The sequence below is a fragment of the Micromonospora luteifusca genome, from assembly GCF_016907275.1.
Taxonomy (GTDB): domain Bacteria; phylum Actinomycetota; class Actinomycetes; order Mycobacteriales; family Micromonosporaceae; genus Micromonospora; species Micromonospora luteifusca.
On sequence record NZ_JAFBBP010000001.1, the window covers coordinates 1,155,505 to 1,182,317 of the forward strand.

General features: G+C 71.7%; 28 protein-coding genes. 10 read left to right on the forward strand and 18 right to left on the reverse strand.

Annotated elements, in window-relative coordinates; genetic code table 11:
* Positions 1 to 53: 53 nt before the first annotated feature.
* From JOD64_RS04770 to JOD64_RS04785, 4 genes are all read right to left on the reverse strand, one after another.
* Positions 54 to 2,690, reverse strand: coding sequence for a sensor histidine kinase (locus tag JOD64_RS04770; RefSeq protein WP_204941090.1), 2,637 nt, complete (start codon positions 2,688 to 2,690; stop codon positions 54 to 56).
* 111 nt (positions 2,691 to 2,801) lie between these two features.
* Positions 2,802 to 4,409: a phosphoheptose isomerase family protein gene (locus tag JOD64_RS04775; RefSeq protein WP_307813237.1), complete on the reverse strand. Its 1,608-nt coding sequence runs from the start codon at positions 4,407 to 4,409 to the stop codon at positions 2,802 to 2,804.
* The gene (locus JOD64_RS04780) at positions 4,406 to 5,317 is read right to left on the reverse strand and encodes a terpene synthase family protein (protein ID WP_204941091.1); all 912 of its coding nucleotides are present in this window, start codon (positions 5,315 to 5,317) and stop codon (positions 4,406 to 4,408) included. Before JOD64_RS04780 ends, JOD64_RS04775 begins: the two co-directional genes overlap by 4 nt.
* Complete coding sequence (locus JOD64_RS04785) at positions 5,314 to 6,591, reverse strand: cytochrome P450 (RefSeq protein WP_204945898.1); 1,278 nt, start codon at positions 6,589 to 6,591, stop codon at positions 5,314 to 5,316. Before JOD64_RS04785 ends, JOD64_RS04780 begins: the two co-directional genes overlap by 4 nt.
* A 493-nt stretch (positions 6,592 to 7,084) precedes the next feature.
* On the opposite strand from JOD64_RS04785, the gene JOD64_RS04790 reads away from it, so the two are divergent.
* Positions 7,085 to 7,333 carry a DUF2630 family protein gene (locus JOD64_RS04790; protein ID WP_110567885.1) on the forward strand — a complete coding sequence of 83 codons (249 nt, stop codon included), beginning with the start codon at positions 7,085 to 7,087 and terminating at the stop codon, positions 7,331 to 7,333.
* 44 nt (positions 7,334 to 7,377) lie between these two features.
* On the opposite strand, the gene JOD64_RS04795 is transcribed toward JOD64_RS04790, so the two are convergent.
* The 3 genes from JOD64_RS04795 to JOD64_RS04805 form a co-directional block, all read right to left on the reverse strand.
* Positions 7,378 to 8,310, reverse strand: coding sequence for a serine protein kinase RIO (locus tag JOD64_RS04795; RefSeq protein WP_204941092.1), 933 nt, complete (start codon positions 8,308 to 8,310; stop codon positions 7,378 to 7,380).
* A 207-nt stretch (positions 8,311 to 8,517) separates the two neighbouring features.
* Positions 8,518 to 9,162 carry an HAD family hydrolase gene (locus JOD64_RS04800; RefSeq protein ID WP_204941093.1) on the reverse strand — a complete coding sequence of 215 codons (645 nt, stop codon included), beginning with the start codon at positions 9,160 to 9,162 and terminating at the stop codon, positions 8,518 to 8,520.
* 65 nt (positions 9,163 to 9,227) lie between these two features.
* Positions 9,228 to 10,082 carry a carbon-nitrogen hydrolase family protein gene (locus JOD64_RS04805; protein WP_204945899.1) on the reverse strand — a complete coding sequence of 285 codons (855 nt, stop codon included), beginning with the start codon at positions 10,080 to 10,082 and terminating at the stop codon, positions 9,228 to 9,230.
* Between the two features lie 84 nt (positions 10,083 to 10,166).
* On the opposite strand from JOD64_RS04805, the gene JOD64_RS04810 reads away from it, so the two are divergent.
* From JOD64_RS04810 to JOD64_RS04840, 7 genes are all read left to right on the forward strand, one after another.
* Entirely contained in the window at positions 10,167 to 10,739 is a 573-nt protein-coding gene (locus tag JOD64_RS04810) for a TetR/AcrR family transcriptional regulator (RefSeq protein ID WP_184176807.1), read from the forward strand.
* Between the two features lie 81 nt (positions 10,740 to 10,820).
* Positions 10,821 to 11,753 (forward strand): TIGR04222 domain-containing membrane protein, encoded by a 933-nt coding sequence (locus tag JOD64_RS04815; RefSeq protein ID WP_204941094.1) that lies wholly within the window; start codon positions 10,821 to 10,823, stop codon positions 11,751 to 11,753.
* Positions 11,750 to 12,568 (forward strand): MbnB/TglH/ChrH family RiPP precursor modification enzyme, encoded by an 819-nt coding sequence (locus tag JOD64_RS04820; RefSeq protein WP_204941095.1) that lies wholly within the window; start codon positions 11,750 to 11,752, stop codon positions 12,566 to 12,568. The genes JOD64_RS04815 and JOD64_RS04820 overlap by 4 nt, the downstream gene beginning before the upstream one ends.
* Positions 12,565 to 13,119: an SCO6045 C-terminal-like domain-containing protein gene (locus tag JOD64_RS04825; protein ID WP_239559412.1), complete on the forward strand. Its 555-nt coding sequence runs from the start codon at positions 12,565 to 12,567 to the stop codon at positions 13,117 to 13,119. Before JOD64_RS04820 ends, JOD64_RS04825 begins: the two co-directional genes overlap by 4 nt.
* On the forward strand, positions 13,104 to 13,865 hold the full coding sequence (locus tag JOD64_RS04830) for an SDR family oxidoreductase (protein WP_204941096.1): 762 nt from the start codon (positions 13,104 to 13,106) through the stop codon (positions 13,863 to 13,865). Before JOD64_RS04825 ends, JOD64_RS04830 begins: the two co-directional genes overlap by 16 nt.
* Before the next feature lie 92 nt (positions 13,866 to 13,957).
* Positions 13,958 to 14,578, forward strand: a complete 621-nt coding sequence (gene mug, locus JOD64_RS04835; protein ID WP_239559993.1) for a G/U mismatch-specific DNA glycosylase — start codon at positions 13,958 to 13,960, stop codon at positions 14,576 to 14,578.
* 81 nt (positions 14,579 to 14,659) lie between these two features.
* Positions 14,660 to 15,073, forward strand: coding sequence for a hypothetical protein (locus tag JOD64_RS04840; RefSeq protein ID WP_204941097.1), 414 nt, complete (start codon positions 14,660 to 14,662; stop codon positions 15,071 to 15,073).
* 24 nt (positions 15,074 to 15,097) lie between these two features.
* On the opposite strand, the gene JOD64_RS04845 is transcribed toward JOD64_RS04840, so the two are convergent.
* The 3 genes from JOD64_RS04845 to JOD64_RS04855 all read right to left on the reverse strand — a co-directional run bounded on the left by JOD64_RS04845 (position 15,098) and on the right by JOD64_RS04855 (position 18,230).
* Positions 15,098 to 17,074 carry an ABC transporter ATP-binding protein gene (locus JOD64_RS04845; protein WP_204945901.1) on the reverse strand — a complete coding sequence of 659 codons (1,977 nt, stop codon included), beginning with the start codon at positions 17,072 to 17,074 and terminating at the stop codon, positions 15,098 to 15,100.
* A 114-nt stretch (positions 17,075 to 17,188) separates the two neighbouring features.
* Positions 17,189 to 17,956: an enoyl-CoA hydratase/isomerase family protein gene (locus tag JOD64_RS04850; RefSeq protein ID WP_204941098.1), complete on the reverse strand. Its 768-nt coding sequence runs from the start codon at positions 17,954 to 17,956 to the stop codon at positions 17,189 to 17,191.
* Between the two features lie 46 nt (positions 17,957 to 18,002).
* On the reverse strand, positions 18,003 to 18,230 hold the full coding sequence (locus JOD64_RS04855; RefSeq protein WP_007462679.1) for a helix-turn-helix domain-containing protein: 228 nt from the start codon (positions 18,228 to 18,230) through the stop codon (positions 18,003 to 18,005).
* Positions 18,231 to 18,446: 216 nt separating this feature from the next.
* On the opposite strand from JOD64_RS04855, the gene JOD64_RS04860 reads away from it, so the two are divergent.
* Complete coding sequence (locus tag JOD64_RS04860; protein ID WP_204941099.1) at positions 18,447 to 19,046, forward strand: cadmium resistance transporter; 600 nt, start codon at positions 18,447 to 18,449, stop codon at positions 19,044 to 19,046.
* Positions 19,047 to 19,075: 29 nt separating this feature from the next.
* Here the strand turns inward: JOD64_RS04860 and JOD64_RS04865 are convergent, their stop codons facing one another.
* Positions 19,076 to 20,680 (reverse strand): ABC-F family ATP-binding cassette domain-containing protein, encoded by a 1,605-nt coding sequence (locus JOD64_RS04865; protein WP_204941100.1) that lies wholly within the window; start codon positions 20,678 to 20,680, stop codon positions 19,076 to 19,078.
* A 264-nt stretch (positions 20,681 to 20,944) separates the two neighbouring features.
* Here JOD64_RS04865 and ypfJ point away from each other — a divergent pair, with 264 nt between their 5' ends.
* Positions 20,945 to 21,865, forward strand: coding sequence for a KPN_02809 family neutral zinc metallopeptidase (gene ypfJ / locus JOD64_RS04870; RefSeq protein WP_204941101.1), 921 nt, complete (start codon positions 20,945 to 20,947; stop codon positions 21,863 to 21,865).
* A 113-nt stretch (positions 21,866 to 21,978) separates the two neighbouring features.
* Here ypfJ and JOD64_RS04875 read toward each other — a convergent pair whose 3' ends face one another.
* The 7 genes from JOD64_RS04875 to JOD64_RS04905 all read right to left on the reverse strand — a co-directional run bounded on the left by JOD64_RS04875 (position 21,979) and on the right by JOD64_RS04905 (position 26,798).
* Complete coding sequence (locus tag JOD64_RS04875; protein WP_239559413.1) at positions 21,979 to 22,344, reverse strand: YybH family protein; 366 nt, start codon at positions 22,342 to 22,344, stop codon at positions 21,979 to 21,981.
* A 53-nt stretch (positions 22,345 to 22,397) separates the two neighbouring features.
* Complete coding sequence (locus tag JOD64_RS04880) at positions 22,398 to 22,697, reverse strand: muconolactone Delta-isomerase family protein (protein ID WP_204941102.1); 300 nt, start codon at positions 22,695 to 22,697, stop codon at positions 22,398 to 22,400.
* Between the two features lie 81 nt (positions 22,698 to 22,778).
* Positions 22,779 to 23,441: an acVLRF1 family peptidyl-tRNA hydrolase gene (locus JOD64_RS04885; RefSeq protein WP_204941103.1), complete on the reverse strand. Its 663-nt coding sequence runs from the start codon at positions 23,439 to 23,441 to the stop codon at positions 22,779 to 22,781.
* Between the two features lie 49 nt (positions 23,442 to 23,490).
* Complete coding sequence (locus JOD64_RS04890) at positions 23,491 to 24,117, reverse strand: LysE family transporter (protein ID WP_204941104.1); 627 nt, start codon at positions 24,115 to 24,117, stop codon at positions 23,491 to 23,493.
* A gap of 344 nt (positions 24,118 to 24,461) precedes the next feature.
* Positions 24,462 to 24,944 (reverse strand): metal-sulfur cluster assembly factor, encoded by a 483-nt coding sequence (locus JOD64_RS04895; protein ID WP_204941105.1) that lies wholly within the window; start codon positions 24,942 to 24,944, stop codon positions 24,462 to 24,464.
* Between the two features lie 76 nt (positions 24,945 to 25,020).
* Complete coding sequence (gene sufU / locus JOD64_RS04900; RefSeq protein ID WP_204941106.1) at positions 25,021 to 25,494, reverse strand: Fe-S cluster assembly sulfur transfer protein SufU; 474 nt, start codon at positions 25,492 to 25,494, stop codon at positions 25,021 to 25,023.
* Entirely contained in the window at positions 25,494 to 26,798 is a 1,305-nt protein-coding gene (locus JOD64_RS04905; RefSeq protein WP_204941107.1) for a cysteine desulfurase, read from the reverse strand. The genes sufU and JOD64_RS04905 overlap by 1 nt, the downstream gene beginning before the upstream one ends.
* Positions 26,799 to 26,813: the final 15 nt, after the last annotated feature.

Here is a 26,813-nt window from a genome sequence, read left to right on the forward strand (position 1 = left end):
GTTCGTCTGGGGCTTGGCCGCCGCACCGCGGAGCCCACGTCATCAGTGTTCGGTCAGGTAGCTTGTGGGTCCTCGTCGGCCGGCTCGGGAGGCGCGGTCGCCGGAGCGCCGGGAGCGCCGCCGAGCAGCCGAGCCGCGTCGGTCCGACCGCGCCGGGTGCCGGTCTGGTAGGAGCTCATCATCCGGCGCACCTGCTCCGGTGCGCGCGCCACATCCTCGTCGTCGGTCTCCGACACCGCCGGGTCGTCGCGCAGTTCGGGGACGATGTTCGCCTGTCGCACCCGGACGGGCAGGCCCGAATCGGTCCGCTCCGCCTCGGCTCGGGCGAGCATCGGAGCGTCGTCGGCTGCCGCGACCTGCGCGCCGTCGTCGGCTGCCACGACCTGCGCGCCGTCGTCGGCTGCCACGACCTGCGCGCCGTCGTCGGCCACGACCTGCGCGCCACTGCCGTCCGCCGATCGGGTGCGGGCGACCGCGGGCAGCCCGGTGGGCACCGTCGGGGCCTCCAGGGCCGGCTGGGTCGGACCACGCCGGGCCCGGGTGGGCAGCTCGGGTGCGGCCGCGGCCGGGGTTGCCCGCTGCCGGGTGGGTAGGACGGTCTCGGCCTCGTCGGCCGGTGCCGTCGGGGTGGGGATGTCGGCCGACATTGACGTCTCCGTGCTGACCGGTTCCGGTACGTCCCGTGCGGTGGTCGTCGGTGCGGCCAGTGCGAGCGGTGCGAGGAAGGCCGGACGACCGGTGTCGATGGCGGGCGCCGACGGCAGCGGAATGGCCGAACCGGTCCGCAACGCCCCCGAGTCCTCCGGGCCGACACCGTTCTCGGTGACCAACTCCAGCGGGATCAGCACGACCGCGGTGGTGCCGCCGTAGGCGGACTCCTTCAGCCTCACCCGCACGCCGTGCCGCTCGGTCAGCCGGCTCACCACGTAGAGCCCGAGGCGGGTGGCGTTGGCGAGGTTCAGCTCGGACTGGTCGACGATCCGGTGGTTCGCCGCGACCAGGTCCTCCTCGCTCATGCCGAGGCCCCGGTCCTCGATCTCGATGGCGAACCCGTTGGACACCAACTGGCCGCGGACCTCGACGGTCGTGTGCGGCGGGGAGAACGACAGACCGTTCTCGATCAGCTCGGCGAGCAGGTGGATGATGTCGCCGACCGCGCGGCCGGCGAGCGACACCGGCCCGAGCGGCAGCACGTTGACCCGGGTGTAGTCCTCCACCTCGGCAACGGCACCGCGCACCACGTCGACCATCGGGACGTTGCGCCGCCAGGCCCGGCCGGGGGTGGAGCCGGAGAGCACGATCAGGTTTTCCGCGTTGCGCCGCATCCGGGTGGCGAGGTGGTCGACCCGGAACAGGTCCTCCAGCTCCTCCGCGTCGTGTTCGCGGCGCTCCATCGCGTCGAGCAGGGTGAGTTGGCGGTGCACGAGCGCCTGGGTGCGCCGGGCCAGGCTGAGGAAGACCTCGCGGACGTTGCGCCGCAGCTCGGCCTGCTCGACGGCGGTACGGATCGCGGTCTCCTGGACTGCGTTGAAGGCCTTACCGACCTGGCCGATCTCGTCGGTGCCGAATTCCAAGGGTGGCGCCTCGGCGGCCACGTCGACCTCTTCGCCACGACCGAGCCGCTCGACCACGCTGGGCAGCCGCTCGTTGGCCAGGCGGAAGGCCGCATTGCGCAACCGTTCCAGCTGCCGCACCAGGGCGCGGGCCGTGGTGATGGAGACGATGATCGAGGCGATGACGGCGAGCAGACCGAGGCCGGTGGCGAGCGCCAGTCGGACGACGACCCCGACGGCGACCGGGGTGGCCCGGTCGACCACGCCGTCGCCACCGGCCAGCACGACGGCGCTGATCTCGGTCAGCGCCGGGGTGGTGGTGTCGCTCCAGTCCGGCGCGGTGAGCGACGGTCGGCCCGCGCCGCTGCCCTGCATGACCTGGGTCTCCAGGGCGGTCAGCCGGCTGAAGGTGGCGCCCGTCGACATCGTCTCGTAGCGGCGTTGGTCGGCGGCGGGGAGCCGGACCAGCGCGGAGGTGGCGACGAACTGTCGGGCGCCGACGATCCGGGTGAAGTCCGCCCGCTCGGCCGGGGTGATCCGGCCGGCGGCCAGCACGCCGGCCAGCAGCGCGTCCTCCTGGGACAGCAGCTCGCGGGACCGGTTGAGGCCGATCAGCGCGGCGGTGTCCTCGGCGACCTGCTCGTCGTCGAGGTTGCCGAGCGCGTCGTACACCCGGTAGATCGACTCGATCACTCCGGTGAAGGTCGCACTGGCCCCGGCCCGGTCGATGCTCCGGTCGTCGACCGCCGTACGGGTCTTGCTCAAGTCGGTCAGCCCGGTGGTGAGAGCCGTGATCCGCTGGTCGAGGGTGTCGCTACCCAGCGCCCCGACCTGCCAGTTTTCGGTCGACTCCCGGAATTTCGCCGCCAACTCGTCGGTCCGCTGCCGCATCTGCGCCAGCGTGGCGCGCTGCGCGTCGTCGGGTCGACCGAGGTAGGCCACCGACGTCCGACGTTCCAACTGGAGCTGCAACAGCAGCGGCTCCGTGGGATCGAAGACCTTGGTGTCCAGCGTCTGCACACCGAGCAGGTTGACCCCGTCCCGGACGGTGACCCAGGCGGTGAAGCCCCAGAGCGCGACGAGCGAGACGAGTAGAGCAACGACCTTGGTACGCAGATTCGTACTGCGGGAACCCATTACACCGTCCCTGGCGCGGCCTGTGATTGATCGATCAGTCAGGATGCGTAGTACACGCATCGACCCCGGCGCACGCTAGCAGCGTCCGGGGCTGTGCTCAAGCGCTGCTGATCATGAGACCGCCGTGCGGGATCGGAGCGGAGACCGGTCCGGGTTGTTGACCAGGCCGGATCTGGTCATCGTCAATTGCCGGGCGGCGAGAACGGCCGCTCGGACGATCAGCACCGGCGTGTAGAGATCCTTATCGTGCCACAAGGGAGGGTCGGCGTGCTGATCGTCCACTTCGGAGAGGTGATGCAGGCCACGGCGGATCGCCTCGGGTACGCCCGGCCGCACCGGTCGGCGTATCCCCAGCAGCACGTGCAGGGCGTACGCCGTCTCCTCCGCGGTGCCCGCCCAGCGTCCCCAGCCGCCGTCCGCCCGTTGGGTGGCGACCAGCCAGTCGACGGCGCGGTCGACCGCCGGTCCGCCGATCCCGGCCGGGGCGTACCGGTCGAGAGCTGTCACGACGCACGAGGTGGCGTAGTACGCGGACGCGTGCCAGCGGTCGGCCCAGGAGCCGTCGGGCTGCTGTTCGTCGCCCAGCCACCCGGCCAGCGCGGCCGCACGGCCGCCGTAGCGGCTCGCGCCCGCCGCCGTGTGCCGGGCATGCCAGCCGAGCGCCTCCAGCACGTGCGCGTTCGTGGTGACCGACCGCCCGTCCTCCCCCTGCCAGGTGCAGAAGTGGGTGCCGAGGTCGAACCGGAGCAGGCTCGCCGGGTCCACCGGGTGACCGAGGCGGGCGAGAACGTAGAGGGTGACCGAGGTGGTGTCCGCGTCGGCCGGTAGCCCCGGCCCGGTCGGCACGCCCTGCGGTCCGAGGGCGGCGGCCAGGTCGGCGATGAGCTTCGGCGCGGGCCGGACCGGCACTTCCGCTCGGGCCAGACTGCTCAGCGCCCAGGCCCGCTCGAACACCGTGATCGGCGTGCAACAGGGCACCGGCCCGTCGAGAGGACCGACAGCCGTTTGCAGGTAGGCCAGCGCCTCCGGGTCGGCGCCGGGCGCCTCCGGGTCGCCGATCCAGGCGGCGGTGGCCGCCGGCGAGGCGCCGACGGCCCCGGCGACCGGGACCACGCCGCGGTGCCGGTGCGCGAGCGGCCCGAGCACCTCGAAGGCGTGCAGCAGCTTCTGCGGCACCGGACGTCCGGCGGCCACCAGCGCGTGTACCGCGTCGAGCCGCCGTCGGTCCACGGCGGGCAGGGCACGGAGCCCGTCGGCGAACCTCCGATCGCCCTGCGCGGCGAAGTAGGTGAGGTGGTCGTTGATCCGTTCCACCAGGGCCGGCACAATGAGGTCGGCCGCCGGTGTGTCCGGCAGTGCCGTGCCCCTTTCGAGCCAGCCGGCGAGCGCGCCCACGCCTCGGCTGGCGGCGGCGGCCAACCCGGTCGGGGCGGAGGCGGGGGCGCCTCGCAGTGTGCCGAGCAGCGCCTCGACCGCGCTCACCGTCGGCACCACGGCGTAACCGCCGGCGCCACCCCAACCGCCATCAAAGCGCTGGGCGTCCAGCAGATACCGCAGCCGCCGCTCATGCCCGGTGAGCCAGGGTGCATCAGCGACGACCCGGCCGGTCTCGTACACCGACGGGGTGACCCGGCCCGCCGGTTCGAGCATCATGGCGGCGAGCAACTCCCGGGCCGATGCGGCCACCTCGGACTCGTCGCGGGCGTCCGCGGTGGTCACAGCACGCCCCAGAAGTCGGTCGACCGGTAGAAACCCGAGCTGAAGCCGATCTGGCGGGCGAGGTAGTCCGCCTGCACCGGGCAGGTCTCGTGCAGCGGGTCGAGCAGTTCGCGGGCGTACGCCACCAGGTCGGTGATCTGACGCTCGACGTCGGCCCGCTCCGGCACCAACATCAACGCGTTGAGGTCCCCCCACCGCTTGTCGCGTTCGTAGCTGGCCAGGTCGTTGACGAGTCGGAGGATCCGCTGCACCTGGTCACTGGCCGCCACGAGCGCGTCGAGGTGGGCAAGCGTCGAGCGATCGTCGGAGTGGATCCAGTGCACGACGTTGACCACCGTGCAGGCCAGGTTCGCCGCATTGGCCAGGTACTCGTCGAGGGTGGGCAGCGCCCCGGTGCCGGCGGCCTGCTTCCAGTCCCACTCGCGCGCCATGGCGTCGAGCATCGTCCGCAACTCGTTGCGCCAGACCACCCCGTGGGTCTTGTAGGCCGGCACGGCGGCCAGGTCGTCGTGCAACTCGGCGAGGAAGCGGCCGAGAGAGTCGTCCGCCGCCGGTCGCCCGCCCTCGGCCACCGCGAGGCAGCCCGCCGTCAACCGGTCGATCTCGTCACGGGTACGCGCTTCGTGGTCGACGAGCCAGTCGACCGCGAAGCCCCAGAGCACGGCCCGGTTCGTGACGCGTAACTGGTCGAGGTCGCACCAGGGCGCCCCGAACGCGATAGCCATCGCGACGTTGCCGAACAGCGCCGGGTCGAAGGGTCGCGCCGGGAAGAGATCGGGGTACGCCGCAGCACGTTCAGCCAGGTCACGTTGGCCCTTCGCGGCGAGGGCACAGATCCGACCCTGCTCCGCGGCCAGCGCCATCTGGTCGCCACCGGTTGTCGGCGGCGACGCGAGCCCTGCGGTCATGCGGAGACACTCCGCACCGGCCGCAGGGTCACCTCGACACGCTCAAGGGGCCGCAGCGCGGCTGCCACCTTGATGCCGGGGAGAGCTTGTCGCTGCAGGCGGAACCGGAACCGGCTCAGCACCGTGGCCACGATCAGCATCGCCTCCAGATAGAACAGGTGCATGCCGATGCACTGGTGCGGGCCGCCGCCGAACGGGAAGTGCGCGTACCGGTGCCGGTCGCGGACCTGCTCCGGGTCGAAGCGGTCGGGGTCGAAGACCTCGGGCCGGTCCCAGAACGCGGACATCCGATGGGTGATCAGCGGGCTGACCACGAGGGTCGCGCCGGCCTCGATCCGTACGCCCCCGATCACGTCGGCCTCCACCGCGCGGCGCGGGAAGAGCCAGCCGATCGGATAGAGCCGCAGCAGTTCGTCGAGCACCTGCCGGGTGTAGCGCAGCTCGCGCAGGTGCTCGCGCCGGACCGGCGCGTCGCCGACCACCCGGTCGATCTCCTCGTACAGCCGCTCGGCGATCTGCTCGTCCTGGGCGATGTGCGGCCAGAGCCAGGTCAACACGCTGATCGTGGTCTCGGTGGTGGTGGCGACCATGGACACGGTGTCGTCCCGGACCTGCCGCTCGTCGAGCCGGCCACCTGTCTCGGTGCGACCGCGCCACAGCGTCGCGATGATGTCGTCGCCGTCCGTCTCGGCCGTCTCCCGAGCGGCTCGGACGATGGGGAGCAGAGTGTCGTCGATGACGCGAACGGCCTTACGGAATGCCCGGTCGCCGGGCATCGGCATCGCCAGCGGCGCCCACGGCACCATCAACCGCGGCATCACCGACCAGGCGATCGCGTCCTGCGCCTCCATGATGCGCATCGCCTGCGGCACCGAGATCTTGTCGGCGAAGAAGACCCGCATGATCGCCGAGCAGACGATCTGGGCCTGCACGGTGCCCATGTCGACGGGCTGGCCGGCGCGGGCCGGCCCGTCCAGGTCGTCGACCGCATCCTCGATCGCCTCGGCCAGCCGGTCCACCAGCGAGTCGACGCGTCGAGCGGTGAACAGCGGCTGGAGTACGTGTCGGCTGTTCTTCCAGTAGTCGCCGTCACTGAGGATGCCGTCACCGAACAACCGCTTCAGCGGACGCCACTGGAGACCGTCACCGGCGCGGACGTAGTTGTCGGACTTCTCGCGCAGAACCCGCTGCAGGTGCTCGGGCCGGGTGACCAGGTAGGGCCGGAACGCGCCCAGACTGAGCTTCACCACCTCACCCTGCGACCGCTCGCCCATCTCGACCAGGGTGCCGGCCGGATCGCGGAACAGGTTGGGCACCACGTGGCGCAGCGGGACCGAGCCCGCTCGTCGTGGCGGATCCGGCACTGTCTGAGGTGCTACCACGGGAACCGACACTCCCTTGTGGATACTCGGCGTCGCGGAACGACTCTGCGGAGTTAGTTGTTTTGTGGAGCATGCCACCGCTCGGCCGTCTCCCTCTAGACGCGTTACGTGAAATTTTCACACGCAAGGATTGCGCCGCCGTAGGATTCGAACGCGGGGAAGTGCGCGCACCACAGATCCCGCAGGTAGTGACGGTCGTGACCACGAGCCGGCATCCGTGCTGTTCGATAGTGATGAACATCACTCATTATTTCGTCGGTGGGGTCCGCCCAGGGATCGCCGAGGCTCGGCCGGGGACCGCGTCGGCACCACCTCGACCACCCACGCCGACCCGCGGAACGACCGAATCCGGGCGATGCCCGGCCCCCTGTGCCAGGCTCTTGTCATGGACGACAAGACCATCCTGAACCGGATCACCGAACTGGTCGACGAGGAACACAAGCTGCGGGCGGATGCCCAGGCCCACGAGTCGGGCACCGAGGGCGAGGCCAGCGAGCGGCTGCGCGCCCTGGAGGAGTCCCTCGACCAGTGTTGGGACCTCCTGCGCCGCAGGCGGGCCGCCCGGGACACCCACGGCGACCCGGACGCACAGGGCGAGCGCCCCAAGCCCGAGGTGGAGCGCTACCTGCAGTAACCAGCGTGGCGGGTCGGGCGGTCCGGCCGCCCGACCCGCTCCGGTCAGCGGATGCCCGCCTCGCGCAGCAGCTCTGCGGTCAACATGCCGGGATCGACCTGCTCGGCGGGCAGACCCCGGGCCGCGAACCAGGTGCCGACCACCCGCACGTCGCGGGCCAGGAACTCCGGCCCCTGCGGGTTCGCCACCACGTCGACCACCTGCGGCAGGTCGATCACGACCAGCCGGCCCCGGTGCACGAGCAGGTTGTACGGCGACAGGTCGCCGTGGGCATAGCCGGCCCGGGCCAGCACTCGCAGCGCCTCCACCAGTTGGCTCCACAGGTCGCGCAGCTCGGCCGCACCGGGTCGGAGCTGGGCCAGTCGGGGCGCCGCCTCCCCCGACTCGGCGTCACCGACGAACTCCAGCATCAGCTCGGTACCCCGCACCTGCACCGGGTACGGCACGGCGATCCGGTCGTGGCCGGCGCTGATCTCCCAGAGGCGTGCCAGGGCGTCGAACTCGGCCGCGGCCCACTGCCCGGCGATCATCTGCCGGCCGAACGCCGTCCGACCGGCCATCGCCCGGTTCTCCCGGGAGCGGCGCACCCGGCGGCCCTCCAGGTAGCCGGCGTCGCGGTGGAACAACCGGTGCTCGGGGTCGCGGTAGCGCTTGACCGCCAGCAGGCAGGAGCGGTCGCTGTCGGGCACGGCCCGGCGGACCAGGTGGACGTCCGCCTCCTTGCCGGTCTTCAGCACACCCAGTTCGGTGTCCTTGGCGGCCAACTCGGTGACCAGCCAGTCCGGGTGGGGCTGCGGCCCGTGGACGGCGTCGTCCCAGGACGACCAGCGTTCGCCGGTGTCCGGGTCAGGGGCGCTGTCCGGGTCCGCGGGCGGCTCGGTGGGCCGCCCGCGCTTCAGAAATCGCGGTTCGTCGTCGTCGAAGCGGCTCTTGCCGCGGCTCCGGCGCTCCAGCGCCGGAAGGTCGTGATCGCGCACTGTGGTGAGGTTCCCTTGGTCGAGGCTGAAAAAGGCGGCTGGAAGCGACCTGCGGAGACGGCCATGACCGACCCCCTCTCCTCGACCGGGCGAACGCCCGGGATGCACCATGCGCCGACAATGCTCGCTGCCCCGAGGCAGCCGGTCAACCGATTTATCGAAACGCCGTCCGACCAGCGGTGGAACCGCGGCGAGCGAGCGAACCCCTCAGCGCGCGAGCACGGTGGCGACCGCGGCGATCAACCCGTCCGCGGTGCGGCTCGGCGCGAACCGGACGTCGGACCAGGTGCGCCCCCGGTGCAGCCAGACGCTGGGCAACCCGACCGCGGCGGCGCCGCCGATGTCCGCCTCCGGGCTGTCGCCGACCACCCAGGCACCGCGCAGCGGCATTCGGACCCGCTGCGCGGCGAGCGCGAAGATTCGCGGGTTGGGTTTGCTGACCCCGGCCTCCTCGGAGATCACCCAGTCCGCGACGTACTGGTCCAGGCCGGTCCTGCGAATCTTGGCGTCCTCGACGCGTACGGTGCCGTTGCAGACCACCACCGGCACCCAGCCGGCGTCGTCGGCGATCCGCAGCGCGCAGGCGGTGAGCGGGTCGAGCCGGGTCTGCGCCACCACTCCGTCGTGCAGGTCCTCCACCAGGTCGATCGAGGGGACGCGCAGCTCGTAGCGGTCGCGGATGGCGTCGGCGAGGTCCCAGCGGTCGGTCAACCCGTCGGCGTCGACCGAGACCAGCCAGTCGATGTCGGTGGGGGGCGCGCCGATGCCGTCCAGGAAGCGCTCACCCCAGCGGCGGAACGGCCCGGCCCGATCCAGCAGGGTGTTGTCCAGGTCCAGCAGGAGCAGTGGCACTCGGGCACCCTACGGGACCGACGTGTCCGCCAACAGATCCCGCGGGTACCGACCTGACGACGAGGTCAGCCAGACATCGACATCCGAGGACCGCCCTGGTCGGGCAGTCGATCGGCGAGCATCGAATGGGCCGCTCGGGTGGCCGCGAGCACGGCCGGGTCCAGCGTCGCCACCAGCACCGCCGTGCCGTCGTCGGCACCTCGGGCCAGCACCCGCCCCTGCGGGTCGTAGATCGCCGCGCCCCCGTTGAACCGCCACGGGTCGACACCGCCGACCGCGTTGGAGAAGACCACGAACATCGTGTTGTCCAGGGCTCGCGCCGCGTAGTAGAGGTCCCGGCGGTGCTCGGAGCCGGCCAGGTATCCGCTGGGGCACAGGTATCCGTGCGCACCGTCGAGGGCGGCGGCCCGGCCATGCTCCGGGAAACAACCGTCGTAGCAGATGCCCAGTGCGAGCCGCCAGTCGTCGACGAGCAGCGTCGCGCCCCGACCGCCGGCGCTGAACAGCTCACGCTCGTCGCCCCACAGTTGCTGCTTGTCGTAGCCGACCCGGACCGCCCCGGCCCGGTCGACCACCAGCGCGGCGATGGTCCGCCGGCCGTCCGGGTGGCGGGCGGCGGCACCGACGAGCGCGGTGACGCCGGCCTCGCGGGCCGCGGCGCGCAGCGGATCGAGCCGGGAATCGGCGACCACCCCGGCGGCGTCGGCCGCGACGTCCGTGCCGGCCGGGTCGGCGGCGAGGGCCGGCGGGTGGTACGCGCAGAGGAACAGCTCCGGCAGGACGGCCACCCGGGCACCCAGCTCACCAGCTTGACGGATCAGGTCGGCCGCGCGGACCGCGTTTCCGGCGACGTCGCCCGGCGTGGGGGTGGCCTGAACGGTGGCCACGGTCAGCGGGGCGGTGGGAACGGTGCGGGGCATGGTCACCGGGGCGATGGTAGTCGGCGGCATACCAAGCCGTACGTACGGTTTGCGTGACCCGAGGTGACCTGCAACGATCGACGCGTGCCCAGAGTAAGCCAGGACCAGCTCGACGCGCGCCGGCAGGAGATCCTCGCCGCCGCGCGGGCGTGTTTCGCCCGGCTCGGCTACGAGGGGGCGACCGTACGCCGCCTCGAGGAGGCCACCGGCCTGTCCCGCGGCGCCATCTTCCACCACTTCCGCGACAAGGACTCGCTATTCCTCGCCGTCGCCGAGGACGACGCCGCGGCGATGGTCGAGACGGTGGCCCGCAACGGTCTGGTGCAGGTGATGCGCGACCTGCTCGCCCGCGCCGTCTCCCCGGACACCACCGGCTGGCTGGGCAGCCAACTGGAGGTCTCCCGCCGCCTGCGCACCGACCCGGCGTTCGCCCGACGCTGGGCGGAACGGTCCGCCGCGATCGCCGAGGCGACCCGCGACCGGTTGGCCCGTCAACGCGACGCCGGGGTGCTGCGCGAGGACGTACCGATCGACGTGCTGGCCCAGTTCCTGGAGCTGGCCTACGACGGCCTGGTGCTGCACCTGGCGATGGGCCGACCGGCCGGTGACCTGGGCCCGGTGCTCGACCTGGTCGAGGAGGCGGTCCGCCGCCGCTGACCGGGCGGGCACCGGTACGCCGACCGTGGCGAGGCTGCTCCACAATGGGGCCGCCGATCCCTCCGGCGACAGGAGCAGTCGATGATCGTGAACGCCGCGTCCGGCGACACCTGGGGCATCTCCGGCCCGACCTTCCTCCGGTACTACATAGTGGCGGCCGCCGTGGTGGTGGCGATCGGGGTGTACTACCGGATCCGCCTGCTGGCCGCCTCGGGGCACGCCACACTGGATCCGCTCGGGCCACAGCAGATCGCCTATCTGAACGGTGGCCCCCAACTCGCCGTGCACGCCGCAGTCGGCGGGCTGCGCGGCAGCGGCGCGATCGCCGTGCGCCCGGACCACCGGTTGACCACCGTCGGTGCCCCGCCGACCGGGCTCACCCCACTGGACCAGGCCATCCACTGGGCCGCCCACCAGCACGCTCGGGTCCGGGAGCTGCCACAGGACTCCCGCGTACGCGTCGCGCTCGACCAGATTCGCAACGGCCTGGAGCAGCGCGGTTTGCTGACGAACGACACCCAGCGCGAGCGAGCCCGCTTCTGGCACAAGATCATGCTGGCCCTGCTGGGCCTCGGCGGGCTCCGGCTGTTCTCTGGCCTCTCCAACGATCGCCCGGTGGGCCACCTACTGCTCACCTTTGTCGCGCTGCTGGGCGCCACGCTGTTGCTGGGCCGGGTACCCGTACGCACGCGGGCCGGTCGCACCGCGCTGCGTGCCGTCCGCCGCCAGCACACCCACCTCGCCCCGGCCTCCGCGCCCGCCTACGCCACCTACGGAGCGGCTGGCGCGGCGATGGGTGTGGCCCTGTTCGGCACCGCCTCGCTCTGGGCACTCGACCCTGGCTTCGCCGACCAGGCCGAGATCCAGCGCCAAGCCATCTCCAGCAGCGGCGGTTGGACGGGCGGCTCCGACGGGTCGTCCGGAGGCGACAGCTCCGGTGGAGACGGCGGAAGCTCCTGCGGCGGTGGCGGTGGCGGTGGCGGCTGCGGCGGTGGCGGGGGGTGCGGCGGATGACCGACCCATCCGGAATCGGGATCGGCTGGCGACCGGAGATCGCCGGCTTCGTAGCCGACCTGCCCGGGCTGCGCTTCGTCGAGGTGGTGGCCGAGGGGGTGCCCGCGTCCGGGCCACTCCCACCGGGCCTCGCGCAGTTGCGCGAACGCGCGGTGACTGTCGTACCGCATGGGGTGCGGCTCTCCCTCGGCGGCGCCGAGCCGGTCGACCCGGCGCGGGTCGCCCACCTGGCCGCGGTGGCGCAGCAGGTCGACGCCCCGCTGGTCAGCGAGCACATCGCGTTCGTCCGAGCCGGCGGCCTGGAGGCCGGGCACCTGCTGCCGCTGCCCCGCAGCCGGGAGGCGGTCGACGCGGTCTGCGCCAACGTGGCGCGGGCACAGGCCGAGCTGCCGGTGCCGCTTGCGCTGGAACCGATCGCCGCGTTGGTCGACTGGCCCGACGACGAGCTCGACGAGGCGGACTTCCTGACCGAGATTCTCGACCGGACCGGCGCACTACTGCTGCTGGACGTCGCCAACGTGCACGCCAACGCCCGCAACCGGGGCGCCGACCCGCTCGCGTTGCTGGACCGTCTGCCGCTGGAACGGGTCGCGTACGCCCACGTGGCCGGCGGGGCTGAGCACGGCGGCTTCTACCACGACACACACACCGACCCGGTTCCGGCGGCGGTGCTGGAGCTGGTCGGTGCGCTCTGCGCCCGGCAGCGACCACCGGCGCTGCTGCTGGAACGCGACGGCCACTACCCACCGGCCGTCGAGCTGCGCGCCGAACTGGATGCCCTGGCTGCGGCCTCGGGCTTCCCGGTCGTGACATGACCGACGCGCACGACGGCACGCGGCCACCCGGCGACCTCGCCGGGCTCGCCGAGCGGCAGGCGGAGCTGGTCGCGACGCTGGTCGCCGGCGGGCCGCCACCGCCGGGGTTCGCACCGGCCCAGTTGGCCGCAACCCGGGCGGCCCTGCTGCGCAAGCGTGCCGGCGAAGTGGCGCGGCACTGGCCACTGCTCGCCGCCGGACTCGGCGCCAGGTGGACGACGACCTTCGCCGGCTGGGCGGCCCGACGACCTACCGTCGGGTCGCTACGCGACGGTTGGGACCTGGCCCGCGCGCTGCACAACCAGCACGCGCTGCCCCCGGCGGCCGCCGAGGAGCTGGCCGTCCGCGAGGCGCGCCTGCGCTACGACGGGCTTTCGGCGCCGTGTCCGCGCCGATTGCCGGCGGTGGGTCGCGCCGGCGGCGCCGTCGCGGTGCAGATCGCCGGCCGGGTACGCCTGCTGCGCCCCGCCCCGCGTCCATCGACGGCGCCCACCGTTGGTGGCGACGGCGTACCGGATACGGCAGGATCGGCGTTATGGATCTCGGACTGACCGACCGCGTGTACGTCCTCACCGGCGCCTCCCGAGGCCTGGGCTACGCGACCGCGCAGTGCCTGGTCGCCGACGGGGCGCGGGTGGTGCTCTCGGCCCGGGACCCGGACGCTGTGGCCGCCGCCGCGGAACGGCTGGGCGGCCCGGAGCACGCCGTCGGGCTGACCGCCGACCTGGCCGACCCGGAGACCCCGGGGCAGCTCGTCGCCGCCGCCCGGGACCACTTCGGCCGGCTCGACGGTGCATTGATCTCGGTCGGCGGGCCACCACCGGGCAACGCCGCGGCGATCACCGACGAGCAGTGGCGGCTCTCCTTCGAGACCGTCTTCCTGGGCACGATCCGCGCGGTCCGCACGATCGCCGGCGCGCTGCCCGAGGGCGGTGCGATCGGGCTGGTGCTCTCCACCTCGGCCAGAGGCCCGGTGCCCGGCCTCGGCATCTCCAACGGTCTGCGACCCGGCCTGGTCGGAGCCGCCAAGGACATCGCCGACGACTACGGGCCACGCGGCGTGCGGGTGGTCGGCCTGCTGCCCGGCCGGATCCTGACCGACCGCAACCGGGAGCTCTTCGCCGCGACCGGCGACCCGGAACGCGCCCGCACCGAAGCGGAGGCCGGCATTCCGCTGCGCCGCATCGGCGACCCGGCCGAGTTCGGCCGGGTGGCCGCATTCGTGCTCTCCCCCGCCGCGAGCTACCTGACCGGTCTCACCCTGCCGGTCGACGGCGGCGCGCTGCGCGGACTGTGACGCCCGACCCGGCCGAAGACGCCCGTGTGACGACGCCCGACCCGGCCGAAGACGCCCGTGTGACGACGCCCGACCCGGCCGAAGACGCCCGTATGACGACGCCCGGCCCGGCGCGACGCACCCGGGCGGTGACGCCCGACCCGGTCCGGCCTGCCCGTGCTGCCGGCGGGTTTCCGCGGCCGACCCCCGCGGAGTTGGCAGCGGCCACGGACCGCACCATTCCCGACGTCCTCGCACCGGGGTTGGCCGTGCTCTTCGTGGGCATCAACCCCGGCCTCTGGTCGGCCGCGACGGGGTGGCACTTCGCACGGCCCGGCAACCGGTTCTGGCCCGCGCTGCACGGGGCTGGGTTCACTCCCCGCCTGCTGCACCCCAGTGAACAGGACGAGCTGCCCGCCCTCGGGCTCGGCATCACCAACATGGTCGCCCGGGCGAGCGCCCGCGCGGACGAGCTGAGCACTGAGGAACTACTCGATGGTGCCGCGATCCTGACCGACAAGGTGGCCCGGTACCGGCCGCGCTGGGTGGCAGTGGTGGGGGTGACCGCGTACCGGATCGGTTTTCGCCGGCCGAAGGCCACCTTCGGGCCGCAACCGGAGGCGCTGGGCGACGCCCGGCTGTGGGTGCTGCCCAACCCGAGCGGACTGAACGCGCACTTCACCCCGCTCACCCTGGGCCTCGCCTTCGCCGAGTTACGGGCGGTGGCGATCTGACCGGCGGCCGGCGACAGGCTTGTCGCGCGGCACCGGTGCACCTACGCTGATCCGCGACCCGGCCCCGGCACTGGAGTGACCATGACGGATGCGCCCGCAGGCACCGCCCAGGATCGGGCCTACGAGACCCGCCGCGCCCAGCCGTCCACCGGGCCGATCCGTTCGCTCGTCGCCGTCCAGTTGTACGTCGTGGCGGCCTACCTCGCCGCAGCGGTCATCCCCTACCTGTGGGCTCCCCGGCCATACCCGCCGACCTGGACGTGGATCGTGCCGGGCTGGCTGCTCGGCGTCCCCGGTTTCTTCCTCACCCTGCTCGGGCCGGTGCCCGGCATCCTGCTCGCGGTCATCGGGGTCGGTGTGCTGGTGTCGGCACGTCGCAGCTCCCCGACGGGGATGTACCGGTGGTGCGTCGCCACCACTGTCCTCGCCGCCGCGTACGGATTGTTCGCCTGCACGCCGTTGGCCGGCACGATCGCCGCCTTCGTGGCCGACTGATCCGAGGCAGCCCGTGTCGAGGAGTCAGTTGGCGGCGGCCGGCGGCAGCACCTCGTCGGCGCGGTAGGTGCCCAGCGGCATGACCACCGGCTCGGGGCCGGTCGCGTCGACGAACGGGGTGGGCGAGTCGGCGACCGCGAACTGGGTGCGGTACAGCTCGGCGTAGAGCCCACCGATGGCCACCAGCTCGTCGTGCCGCCCCCGCTCGACGATCCGTCCGCCGTCCAGGACCAGGATCTGGTCGGCGTCGCGCACGGTGGAGAGCCGGTGTGCGATCACCAGGGCGGTACGCCCGGCCAGCGCCACCGACAGCGCCCGTTGCACCGCCGCCTCGCTCTCCGAATCCAGATGTGCGGTCGCCTCGTCGAGGATCACGATCGACGGTGCCTTGAGCAGCAGCCGGGCAATCGCGATGCGCTGTTTCTCGCCACCGGAGAACCGGTAGCCGCGCTCCCCGACGGTGGTGTCCAGCCCGTCGGGCAGCGACCGGACCAGGTCGGCCACCTGTGCGCCGGCCAGTGCGGCCCAGATCTCGTCGTCGGTGGCGTCGGACTTGGCGTACCGCAGGTTCTCGGCGATCGTCTCGTGGAACAGGTGCGAATCCTGGGTCACCACACCGATCTCGTCGCGCAGGGAGGCGAGCGTGGCGTCGCGTACGTCCACGCCACCGACGAGCACCTGCCCTTCGGTGACGTCGTAGATCCGGGAGATGAGCATCGACAGCGTCGACTTGCCGGCACCGGACGGACCGACCAGCGCGACCATCTGCCCGGGCTCCACGCTGAACGAGACCCCCTTGAGCACCGGCTCGTTGACCGTCCGGTCGAGTGTGGCGACCTCCTCCAGGGAGGCGAGGGAGATCTCCGCGGCGCTCGGGTAGCGGAATCGCACGTCCCGGAAGTCGACCCGGCCAGCGCCTCGGGGCACCGGCACCGCGTCGGGCTTCTCCACGATGCCCGGCTTGAGGTCGAGCACCTCGAAGACCCGGTCGAAGGAGACCAGCGCGCTCATCACGTCGACTCGGACGTTGGAGAGCGCGGTGAGCGGACCGTAGAGGCGGGTGAGCAGCAGCGCGAGCTTCACGACGGTGCCCGCACTGACCGCGCCGGCGACCGCCAGCCAGCCACCGAGGCCGTAGGTGAGCGCCTGTGCCAGGGAGGCGACCAGCAACATCGCCACGAAGAAGGTGCGGGAATACATAGCTGACTGGATGCCGATGTCGCGGACCCGCTCGGCCCGGTCGGCGAACCGGCGGGCCTCGATCTCGGGCTGGCCGAAGAGCTTCACCAGCAGCGCACCGGCCACCCCGAACCGTTCGGTCATGGTCGCGTTCATCTTGGCGTCGAGGTTGTACGACTCTCGGGTGATCTCGGCCAGTCGCTTGCCGACCCGGCGAGCCGGGATGATGAACACCGGCAGCAGGATCAGCGACAGCACCGTGATCTGCCAGGACAGGATCATCATCGCACCGGCGGTGAGCGCCAGTTGAATGACGTTGCTGACCACACCGGACAAGGTGGAGGTGAACGCCCGCTGGGCGCCGAGCACATCGTTGTTGAGCCTGCTGACCAGGGCGCCGGTCTGGGTGCGGGTGAAGAACTGCAACGGCATCCGCTGCACGTGGTCGTAGACCCGGGTGCGCAGGTTGAGGATGATGCCCTCGCCGATGCGCGCGGAGTACCAGCGCTGGGCGAGGGAGAAGAGGGCGTCGGCGACGGCCAGCCCGGCGATCACGAGGGCGAGCTTGACCACGATGGAGCCGGCTTGCGGCCCCCGATCGGCGATGGCGTCGATGACCTCACCCGCCAGCAGCGGAGTCGCCACGCCGATCACCGCGGCAATCACCACGGTGACCAGGAAGATCACAATGTCGCGACGGTACGGTTCGGCGAAGGCGATGATCCGCTTGGCGGTGCCGCGCTTGAGCCGGTGGCCGGAGACCTCGTCGCGGTTGCGCATCGACCGGAGCATGCTCCACCCGGCCATGCCTCCGCCGGACATCGGGTTGGACACCGTTCACCTCCGGGTCGTCGGGCAGACTGCACCGTCAGGTCAATTCTCCCGACGACTGTGACAACCTCGGTCGTAACCCGGATCTTCCCGTACGGTCCTTACCTATTCTCCCTGGCCAGCCAGGTCGCGCAGGCGGCGGGTCTGCGCCTCCCGCTCGGCGCGCTGCTGATCGGCGTGCGACCGCCCCGCGGCGCCGGCGAGCAACGCCTTGATCTCCACCACGGCGTCGCGGGCCCCCGAGAGCAGGCCAGCGGTCAGGTCCTGGACCGCGCCGTCCAGCTCGGGTGGTGGCACGACCAGGGTCGCCAGCCCGATCCGGTCCGCCTCGGCGGCGTCCAACCGGCGGCCGGTCGCGCAGATCTCCAATGCCCGCGCATAGCCGACCAACTCGACGAGGCGCTTCGTGCCGGCCAGATCGGGCACCAGGCCGAGGGCCACCTCAGCCATCGACAGCTTCGCGTCCGCGGAGAGCACGCGCAGGTCACAGGCGAGCGCGAGCTGGAAGCCAGCGCCGATCGCATAACCCTGCACGGCCGCGACGGAGATGACGTCCGGTCGGTGCAGCCAGGTGAAGCCAGCCTGGAACTCCGCGATGCGCTCGGCGCACTCCTGCTCGGGCAGGGTGGCCAGCTCCGCGAAGGAGCCGGGGCCGGAAGCGCCGGCCACCGCGAGGTCGAGGCCGGCGGAGAACGCACGCCCCTCACCCCGGACCACCACCACCCGCACGTCACCCGGCAGATCGCGGGAGAAATCGCTCATCGCCCGCCACATCGCGGGCGTCTGAGCATTGAGCACGTCGGGCCGGCACAACGTCACCGTGGCAACCGGCCCGTCGCAGCTCAGCCGAACCCCGGTCGCCTCGGCGGTCACCGGGCGACCCGGGGTGTGACGCTGGTGGACGACGCTGGGGGGCGGGTCACGCCTTCTTGCGGCGCCGGGCACCGCCGCGCTGACGCAGCTGCACCCCTGACTCGGTGAGCACTCGGTGGATGAACCCGTAGGAACGGCCGGTCGAGGCCGCCAACGCCCGGATGCTCTCCCCCGAGGTGTACCGCTTTACCAGGTCCTTGGCGAGCGTCTGACGCTCGGCTCCGACGATCCGGCGACCCTTCTCAGTGCTGGTGGCTGTGCCAGTGGCTGCCATGCTGTGTCCTCACGTCCCAGACTGTGCGGTTCGGATACGGTCCCACCTATTAGACCGCCTCGAACGATCATGCGCCAGATATCAACTCTTCGCCAACCGACACGCTATGCAATGTCAGCTTCCCGATAGAGTGATCCTGGCGATCGGCCCCGGCGCTGCGTCCAGGCGTACCACGGCCGCGCGCTGGCGGCTGCCGACGACCCGTAGCCTTCGATCGTGATCGACCTGTTCGGCACCGCGGCCGCAGCGGCCGTGGTCTTCGCCGCCACCGACATCGACGACATCGTCATCCTGACGCTGTTCTTCGTCGCGGCCCGCACCACCGGCCGACCCCGCCCCTGGCAGATCGTCGCCGGCCAATATCTCGGCATCGGCGCGCTCGCGCTGGCCAGCGCGGTGGTCGCGGCCGGGCTGCTGGTGGTGCCGGACCCGTGGACGGGGCTGCTCGGCCTGCTGCCGATCGCACTGGGCGTACGCGCGCTACGGCGTTCCGACGACGAGGACTCCCCCACGGTCGTCACCGGCATGCTCGGGGTCGCCGGGGTGACGATCGCGAACGGCGCCGACAACGTGGCCGTCTACGTCCCCGTCTTCCGAGCCCTCGGCGTCGCCGAGAGCGCGGCGTTCCTCCTGGCCTTCGTGCTGCTCATCGCGTTGTGGTGCGCCGCCGCGGCCTGGCTGGGCGGGCACCGGAGGGTGGTCCGGTTGGTCGAGCGTGCCGGCCACTGGCTGGTGCCGATGATCTTCATCGCCATCGGAATGGTGATCCTGGTGAGCTCCGGCGTGCTCGGCCGGCTGGTCGACCTGCTCGGCTGAGAATCGGCCGAGCAGCCGTCCGGAAGTGATCAGGCCAGCTCGACCAGCTCGAGCAGGTCGTCGCTCCAGGCGTCCTCGTCGCCGTCGGGCAACAGGATGGCGCGGTCCGGCTTGAGCGCCAGCACCGCGCCCGGGTCGTGGGTGACCAGGACGATCGCGCCCGGGTAGTTGGCGATGGCGTCGAGGACCTGCTCGCGGCTGACCGGGTCGAGGTTGTTCGTCGGCTCGTCGAGCAGCAGCACGTTCGCTCCGGAGCAGACCAGGGTGGACAGTGCCAGCCGGGTCTTCTCGCCACCGGAGAGCACGCCCGCCGGCTTGTTCACGTCGTCACCGGAGAAGAGGAACGCGCCGAGAATCTTGCGCAGGTCGGTGTCGGACTGCTCGACGGCTGCGGCGCGCATGTTCTCCAGCACGGTCCGCTCCACGTCCAGCGTCTCGTGTTCCTGGGCGTAGTAGCCCAGCCGCAGGCCGTGACCCGCGTGCACCTCGCCGGTGTCCGGCGTGAGCAACCCGCCGAGCATCCGCAGCAGGGTCGTCTTGCCGGCGCCGTTGAGCCCGAGGATGGCCACCCGGGAGCCCCGGTCCACCGCGACGTTGACGTCGGTGAAGATCTCCAGCGAGCCGTACGACTTGGACAGGCCGGTCGCGGTCAGCGGCGTCTTGCCACACGGCGCGGGGTTGGGGAACCGCACCTTGGCCACCCGGTCGGCGACCCGGACGTCCTCCAGCCCGGAAATCAGCTTCTCGGCGCGGCGGGCCATGTTCTGCGCGGCCACGGTCTTGGTCGCCTTGGCCCGCATCTTGTCGGCCTGCGCCATCAACGCGCCGGCCTTCTTCTCCGCGTTGGCCCGCTCCCGGCGGCGGCGCCGCTCGTCGGTCTCGCGTGCCTCCAGGTATGCCTTCCAGCCCAGGTTGTACACGTCGACCACGGACCGGGTGGCGTCGAGGAACCAGACCTTGTTGACCACCGACTCCAGCAGTGCGCCGTCGTGGGAGATCACGATCAGGCCGCCCTTGTGGTTGGCGAGGAAGCCGCGCAACCAGGTGATCGAGTCGGCGTCGAGGTGGTTGGTCGGCTCGTCGAGCAGCAGGATGCCGCCGCCGTTCTCGCCCGCGTCGCGGAACAGGATCCGGGCCAGCTCGATGCGCCGACGCTGACCACCGGAGAGGGTGCCGATCGTCTGCGCGAGCGCCCGGTCCGGTAGGCCGAGGTTGGCGCAGATCCGCGCGGCTTCAGCCTCGGCGGCGTACCCGCCCAGGGCGGCGAACTGGTCCTCCAGCGCGCCGTACCGACGAACCAGCTTCTCGCTGGCGTCCTCGGCGAGTTGGGCCTCGATCTCCTGCATCTGGGACATCAGCACGTCCAGGCCGCGCGCCGAGAGGACCCGGTCGCGGCCGGTCACCTCGAGGTCGCCGGTGCGCGGGTCCTGCGGGAGGTAGCCGATGGCGCTGCGCTGGTCGATCTGGCCGGAGTATGGCTGTCCCTCACCGGCGAGCACCTTCAGCGTGGTGGTCTTGCCGGCGCCGTTGCGACCGACCAGGCCGATCCGGTCACCGGGCTGCACGCGCAGGGTGGTGTCGGACAGCAGGATCCGGGAACCGGCACGCAGTTCCAGGCCGGTGGCAGTGATCATGATTTCGGGCTCGCTCTCGGGGTCTGGAAGGCTGACTCGGGGCACGCGAAACGACCGGCGGGCCCAAGGGGCCCGACGGCGCGGGGCGGTTCAGCCTTCGCAGCGCAGCACCCGACAAGTGTACCGGGCGCCGCTGAGCGGCCCGCCCGGATTACCAATCAAGATCATCGGGTACCGGAACCGCTGTCCGGACCCCGTCCGGCACTAACGCGACGAAACGACGCATAGACGACATTTATCGGCATACGGCGATCGGGGCCACCCATGGAACTCAACGAGCGGGCCGAAATCGACACCTCACAGGTCAACGACGTGGGCCGAGGTGGTGGATCCGGCGGCGGCCTCGGCATCCCCATTCCGGGCGGCGGTGGTCGAGGCGGCATCATCGGCATCGTGGTGGCCGTGCTGGTCGCGCTGCTCGGCGGTGGGTTCGGCCTGAACGCCATGACCAACGGCGACGAGGGTGGGCAGGCCGGCGGCACCGACCTGGAGGAGGTGTGCGCGACCAGCAACCCCCAGCACCTCGAGGACCTGCGCTGCCGCAACGCGCTCTACGTCAACAGCATCCAGGGCTACTGGCAGAAGGCGTACCCGGAGCTGGGCAACGCCAAGTACGAGCCGACCGTCACCAACTTCTTCCAGGCCGCGGTGAACACCGGTTGCGGCCAGGCCGACTCGGGTGTCGGCCCGTTCTACTGCCCGGCCGACCGGAAGGTGTACATCGATCTGAGCTTCTACGACGAGCTGGCGTCCCGGTTCGGCGCCAAGGGCGAGTTCGCCCAGCCCTACGTGCTCGCCCACGAGTACGGTCACCACATCCAGAACCTGCTCGGCACCAACGAGAAGGCCGGCCAGGGCGACCAGAGTGGTCCCCGCTCCGCCTCCGTACGGCTGGAGTTGCAGGCCGACTGCTATGCCGGCGCCTGGGCGAAGAACGCCACCGAGAGCAAGGACAAGACCGGCCAGGAGCCGCTGTTCAAGTCGATCACCGCGAGCGACATCAGCGAGGCGGTGCAGGCGGCCGAGGCGATCGGTGACGACAGCATCCAGGAACGCTCCGGTGGGCAGGTCAACCCCGACCAGTTCACCCACGGCACCTCCGCGCAGCGGCAGCGCTGGTTCCAGCAGGGCTACGACCGTGGCGACCCGAAGACCTGCGACACCTTCGGCACCGACCAGCTCTGACCCTCACCCGTCGGCCTCGTCGATCATGGGTTGTGGTGGTGAGCGCCCTCGCCCACCGCCACAACTTCATGATCGACGCGGGTCGGGGGCGGGGGCCGGGCGGGGCGGACGGATCAGTCGAGGCGTGAGACCTGGTAGTGACTGATGTACCAGGTGCTTTCGATCTGGCGCACGATCACGCCGAGGTTGACCGTCAGAGTCGGCCGGTCGGTGAAGCCGAAGCCGACCTCCAGATAGCCGAGGACCAGGTCGTCGGCAAGTCGCCGGGTCTCCCGGATGTGGTACGCGGCGCTCAGACCGACCGGCTGTGCGGCGTAGTACGCGGCGACACCGTCACGGCCGACGGTGTACGGGTGCAGACCCTGGAAGATCGCATCGTCGGTGAAGTAGGACGCGACGCGGTCCGGCTCGTGGGCGTCGACTGCGGACCGCCACCGGTCGAGGACGGTACGCAGGATCTGAGCCTCGGCACTGGACATGATGATCTCCCTGGTCGGGCGGTCGGGCGAGTGGAGGGACGGACAGACACCGGTTACCGTGACGGCTGACCCGGATCGTTCGGGTGCGGTGTCAGCGGAGTGACGGTCTCGCGCCGCCAGGCGCGCAGCGGCATCGACGCGAGGACCGCCTCCAGCTCGTCCGCGTCGTCGGCGCGAAACAGCCCCCAGGTGCGCCACTCCCCCGGTGCCAGCGGCGGCCGCCACAGGCGCAGGAGGCTGCCCTGCGCCGCCAACTCGGCCGAGCGCGCTGCCTCACGCCTGCGCATGTCGGCGACCCCGTCCTCCGACGTGCCCTCCGGCACCGTCGTCACCATGTCCACCAGAAACTCCACGTGCCCATACTCCGGCCGCCAGCGCGGCCACACCTCAGGAATCCGCTATTGCGCACGGCCGCCCGCCCACCGCGCCCGAGGTCAGTCGGCCTGCCCGGGGGCCGGATCACGCAGCCGGATCCAGATCGCCCGGGCCGCAGCCACCGCGCCGACCAGCACCGCGTGCCGAGGCTCCGGCACGTCGAGCAACCGTTCGGCACGTAGCGGCACGAGCGGAGCCAACCGCCGGTCGGCCAGCACCGTGTCCACCGCCCGCCGGTCACCGCCGCAGACCACCGCCGCCAACGCCGCAGCCTCCGGCAACAGCAGCCGTACGGCCAGCTCCGCCGCGTCACCCAACGCCGCCTTGGCCTGGTTGTCGCGCCGACGGGCGAACCGCTGCTGCGACCACCCCCCTGCGGCGGTGCGCCCCTGCACGTACTGGCGGTCCACCTTGGACACGACGAGGTCGCCGCCCTCGGCCACGCCGACGGCCACCGCGCCCTTGCGGGCCAGCAGCAGACCGATCCGGCGGGGCGCGACGGCGGCGTCCACGAACCCGGCCACGTCGGCGGCGGCCGGCGCGCCCGGTGGGTCGTGCAGCTCCGCGGTGGACCCGTCGGGGGCGGCGAGCAGCAGCCCGTACTCCTGGGGGGTGGTGGTGGGCGGGCCGTGCCGGTCGGCGAAGCCCTCGACCCACCGGCCGACGCGGGCCGGGTCGACCTCGACCCACCGGCCGCCCCCTGCTGCGGGTCGACTGGTCACCGCCCGACCGTACGGCACGGCGGACCCGACCGGGTCCACGGGCGACCGCTCAGGGCCGCAGCAGCGCGGCCACCGCCAGCGCGGCGATCAGAGCGCTGGAGACGAGGCCCGTGACCAGCCGGCCGCGCCGCCCGGTCAGCGCCCGACCGACGACGGTGCCGCCACCGGCGATGAGCAACTGCCAACTCGCCGACGCCAGGAACACACCCGCCACGAAGAGCGCCGCGGAGCCCTCGTCGGCGGTGTCCCGACGGCCGAGCACCAGCGCGGCGAAGTACAGCACCGTCGTCGGGTTCAACAGGGTCAACCCGAGCACCGCCGCGTAGGCCCGCCCGGGAGTGCTCAGACCCCGACCGCCAGTTGTCGTCGACGTCTGCCGCGAACGGTGGACGCACCAGGTCCGCCACAGGCCGTGCGCGGCGAGACCCGACAGGACCACGGCGGCAACCACCCGCAGTGGCCCGGCGACCGGCGCGACGACCCCGGCCAGGCCAGCGCCACCGAGCGCGGCGACCGCCGCGTAGAGCCCATCGGCCGTCGCCACCGCGAGCGCCGCGGCCGCACCGACCCGGAACGAGGTACGGGCACTGAGCCCCAGGATGAGCACTGCGATCGCGCCGACCGGGATGGCGACGCCGTAACCGGCGACGAGACCGGCGAGGAACGCGTCGCTCACGACGACGGGTGGCGGATCGGAGCGACCCCGGGCACGGCGCGCTGTCGACGCACGGCGGTGGCCGCACGGACAGGAACCTGCTTCGGGTACGCCTCAATCACCCCGTCATCCTGGTCGCCGAAGCCTCACCCTCGCCACCAGATTTCCCGCGCCTCGCCCCACGCGCCTCGCGCCCCACGCCCACGCCCCACGCCAAGATCGTGCTCGATCTTGGGACGGCGCAGGGCCGCAGGGCCGCCTCCCGGTTGCGGGCCGCACGGCGAACGGTCGACGCGCGAAAAGCATCGAGCGCGACGCCCCGGTTGGGGGCGTCGCGCTCGACGGGTAGAGCCGACCAGGTCGACTCAGACGTTGAAACCGAGGGAACGGAGCTGGTCCCGACCCTCGTCAGTGATCTTGTCCGGGCCCCATGGCGGGAGCCACACCCAGTTGATTCGGATGTCGTTGACCAGGCCGCCGCCGGGACCGGTGGTGAGCGCCTGCCGGGTCTGGTCCTCGATGACGTCGGTCAACGGACAGGCCGCCGAGGTGAGCGTCATGTCCAGGGTGGCGACGTTCTCGTCGTCGACGTGCACGCCGTACACCAGGCCGAGGTCGACCACGTTGATGCCGAGCTCGGGGTCGACGACGTCCTTCATCGCCTCCTCGATGTCGGCGATCATGGCCTTGCTGACGCCGCCCGTCGGGGTGGCGGCCTCGGGCGTCACACCATCAGGCGTCACGCCGTCGGGCGTCACGGTGTCGGTCTGCGCCGCGGCGTCGGCCTGCGCCACGACGGCGTCACCGGCCTCCGGCGTTGCTGCGGTAGCCGTGTTCTCGCTGCTCATGACGTTCCTCCGCTTCGCTTCATGACGCCACGAGGCACCATCGGGCTGCAACAATGATTCGCTCGCTGACGCTCGGTCATGCCTTTACCTCCGGGCTCACGCCCACACCGGCGCGTGCCGCGGCGTCCTTGAACGCCATCCACGGCAGCAGCGCGCACTTGACCCGGGCGGGGTAACGGGCCACACCCGCGAAAGCCACCCCGTCACCGAGCACGTCCTCGTCCGGCGTGACCTGGCCACGTCCGGACATCAACTCCACGAACGCCTCGTGCACCTGGAAAGCTTCCCCGGCGTTCCGACCGCGCAGCAGCTCGTGCAGCACGCTCGCCGAGGCCTGGCTGATCGAGCAGCCCATCCCGTCGTACGAGATGTCGTGCAGCACCGTGCCGTCGGTGGCCACCCGGACGGTGACCTCGTCACCGCAGGTCGGGTTGACGTGGTGCGCCTCCGCGACCTGGTCACCCGAGTCGTCGGCGTCACGCAGGCCACGCCCGTGTGGGCGCTTGTAGTGGTCCAGGATGATCTCCTGGTAGAGCTGGTCGAGCTGCATCAGTCGAACACCTTCTTCACCTGCTCCAGACCGGCCACCAGAGCGTCGATCTCCTCCGTGGTGGTGTAGAGGTAGAACGAGGCCCGGGTCATCGCCGGCACGCCGAACCGGTTGCACACCGGCTTGGCACAGTGGTGGCCCACCCGCACCTGCACCCCGAGCGAGTCGAGCACCTGACCCACGTCGTGCGGGTGTACGTCACCGAGCGCGAACGAGATGGTGCCGCCCCGGCCGACCGGCACGGTCGGGCCGAAGATCCGCAGGTCCGGCACCGTCCCGAGGGCGTCCAGCGCGTACGCCGTCAGCTCCTTCTCGTGCCACTGGATGGCCCGCATCCCGACGCCGTTCAGGTAGTCGACCGCCGCGCCGAGCGCGACCGCCTCGGCGATCGGAGGGGTGCCAGCCTCGAATCGGGCCGGTGGCGCGGCGAACGTGGAGCGGCCCATGGTGACCGTCTCGATCATCGAGCCGCCGCCGAAGACCGGAGGCATGGCCGCCAGCAGCTCGGCCCGGCCCCAGAGCACACCGATACCGGTCGGGGCGAGCATCTTGTGACCGGTGAAGACGATGTAGTCGGCGTCCAGGTCGACCACGTCCATCGGCAGGTGCGGCACCGACTGCGAGCAGTCCAGCAGCAGCAGGGCCCCCACCTCGCGGACCCGCTCGGTGATGCGGGAGGTGGCGTTCACCGTGCCGAGGATGTTCGACACGTGCACCAGCGAGACGATCTTCGTTCGTTCGGTGACCAGGTCGTCCAGGCCCGACTCGTCCAGCCGGCCCTGATCGGTGACGGGGAACCAGCGCAGGGTCGCGCCGGTCCGCTCGCAGAGCAGCTGCCACGGGACGATGTTGGAGTGGTGCTCCATCTCGGAGATCACCACCTCGTCGCCGGGGCCCAACCGGAACCGGGGGTCACCGTCCGGGCGCAGCGAGGCGTTGGAGAACGCGTACGCCACGATGTTGATCGCCTCGGTGGAGTTCTTCGTGAACACCACCTCGTCCGGGCTCGGCGCGTTGATGAACGCGGCGACCTTGGCCCGCGCCCCCTCGTACGCCTCGGTGGCCTCGGTGCCGAGGGTGTGCACGGAACGCGACACGTTGCCGTTGTGCCGCGCGTAGTGCTCGCCGAGCACGTCGAGCACCTGCCGGGGCTTGTGCGAGGTGTTGGCGCTGTCGAGGTAGACCAGCGGGTGCCCGTTGATCTCCCGGGACAGGATCGGGAAGTCGGCGCGCACCTGGGCGACGTCGAAACGCGGCACGTCGTCGTACTGTGGCATGCCGGGTGGGATCGCGATGCTGGTCATCTCGGCAGCGCCTCT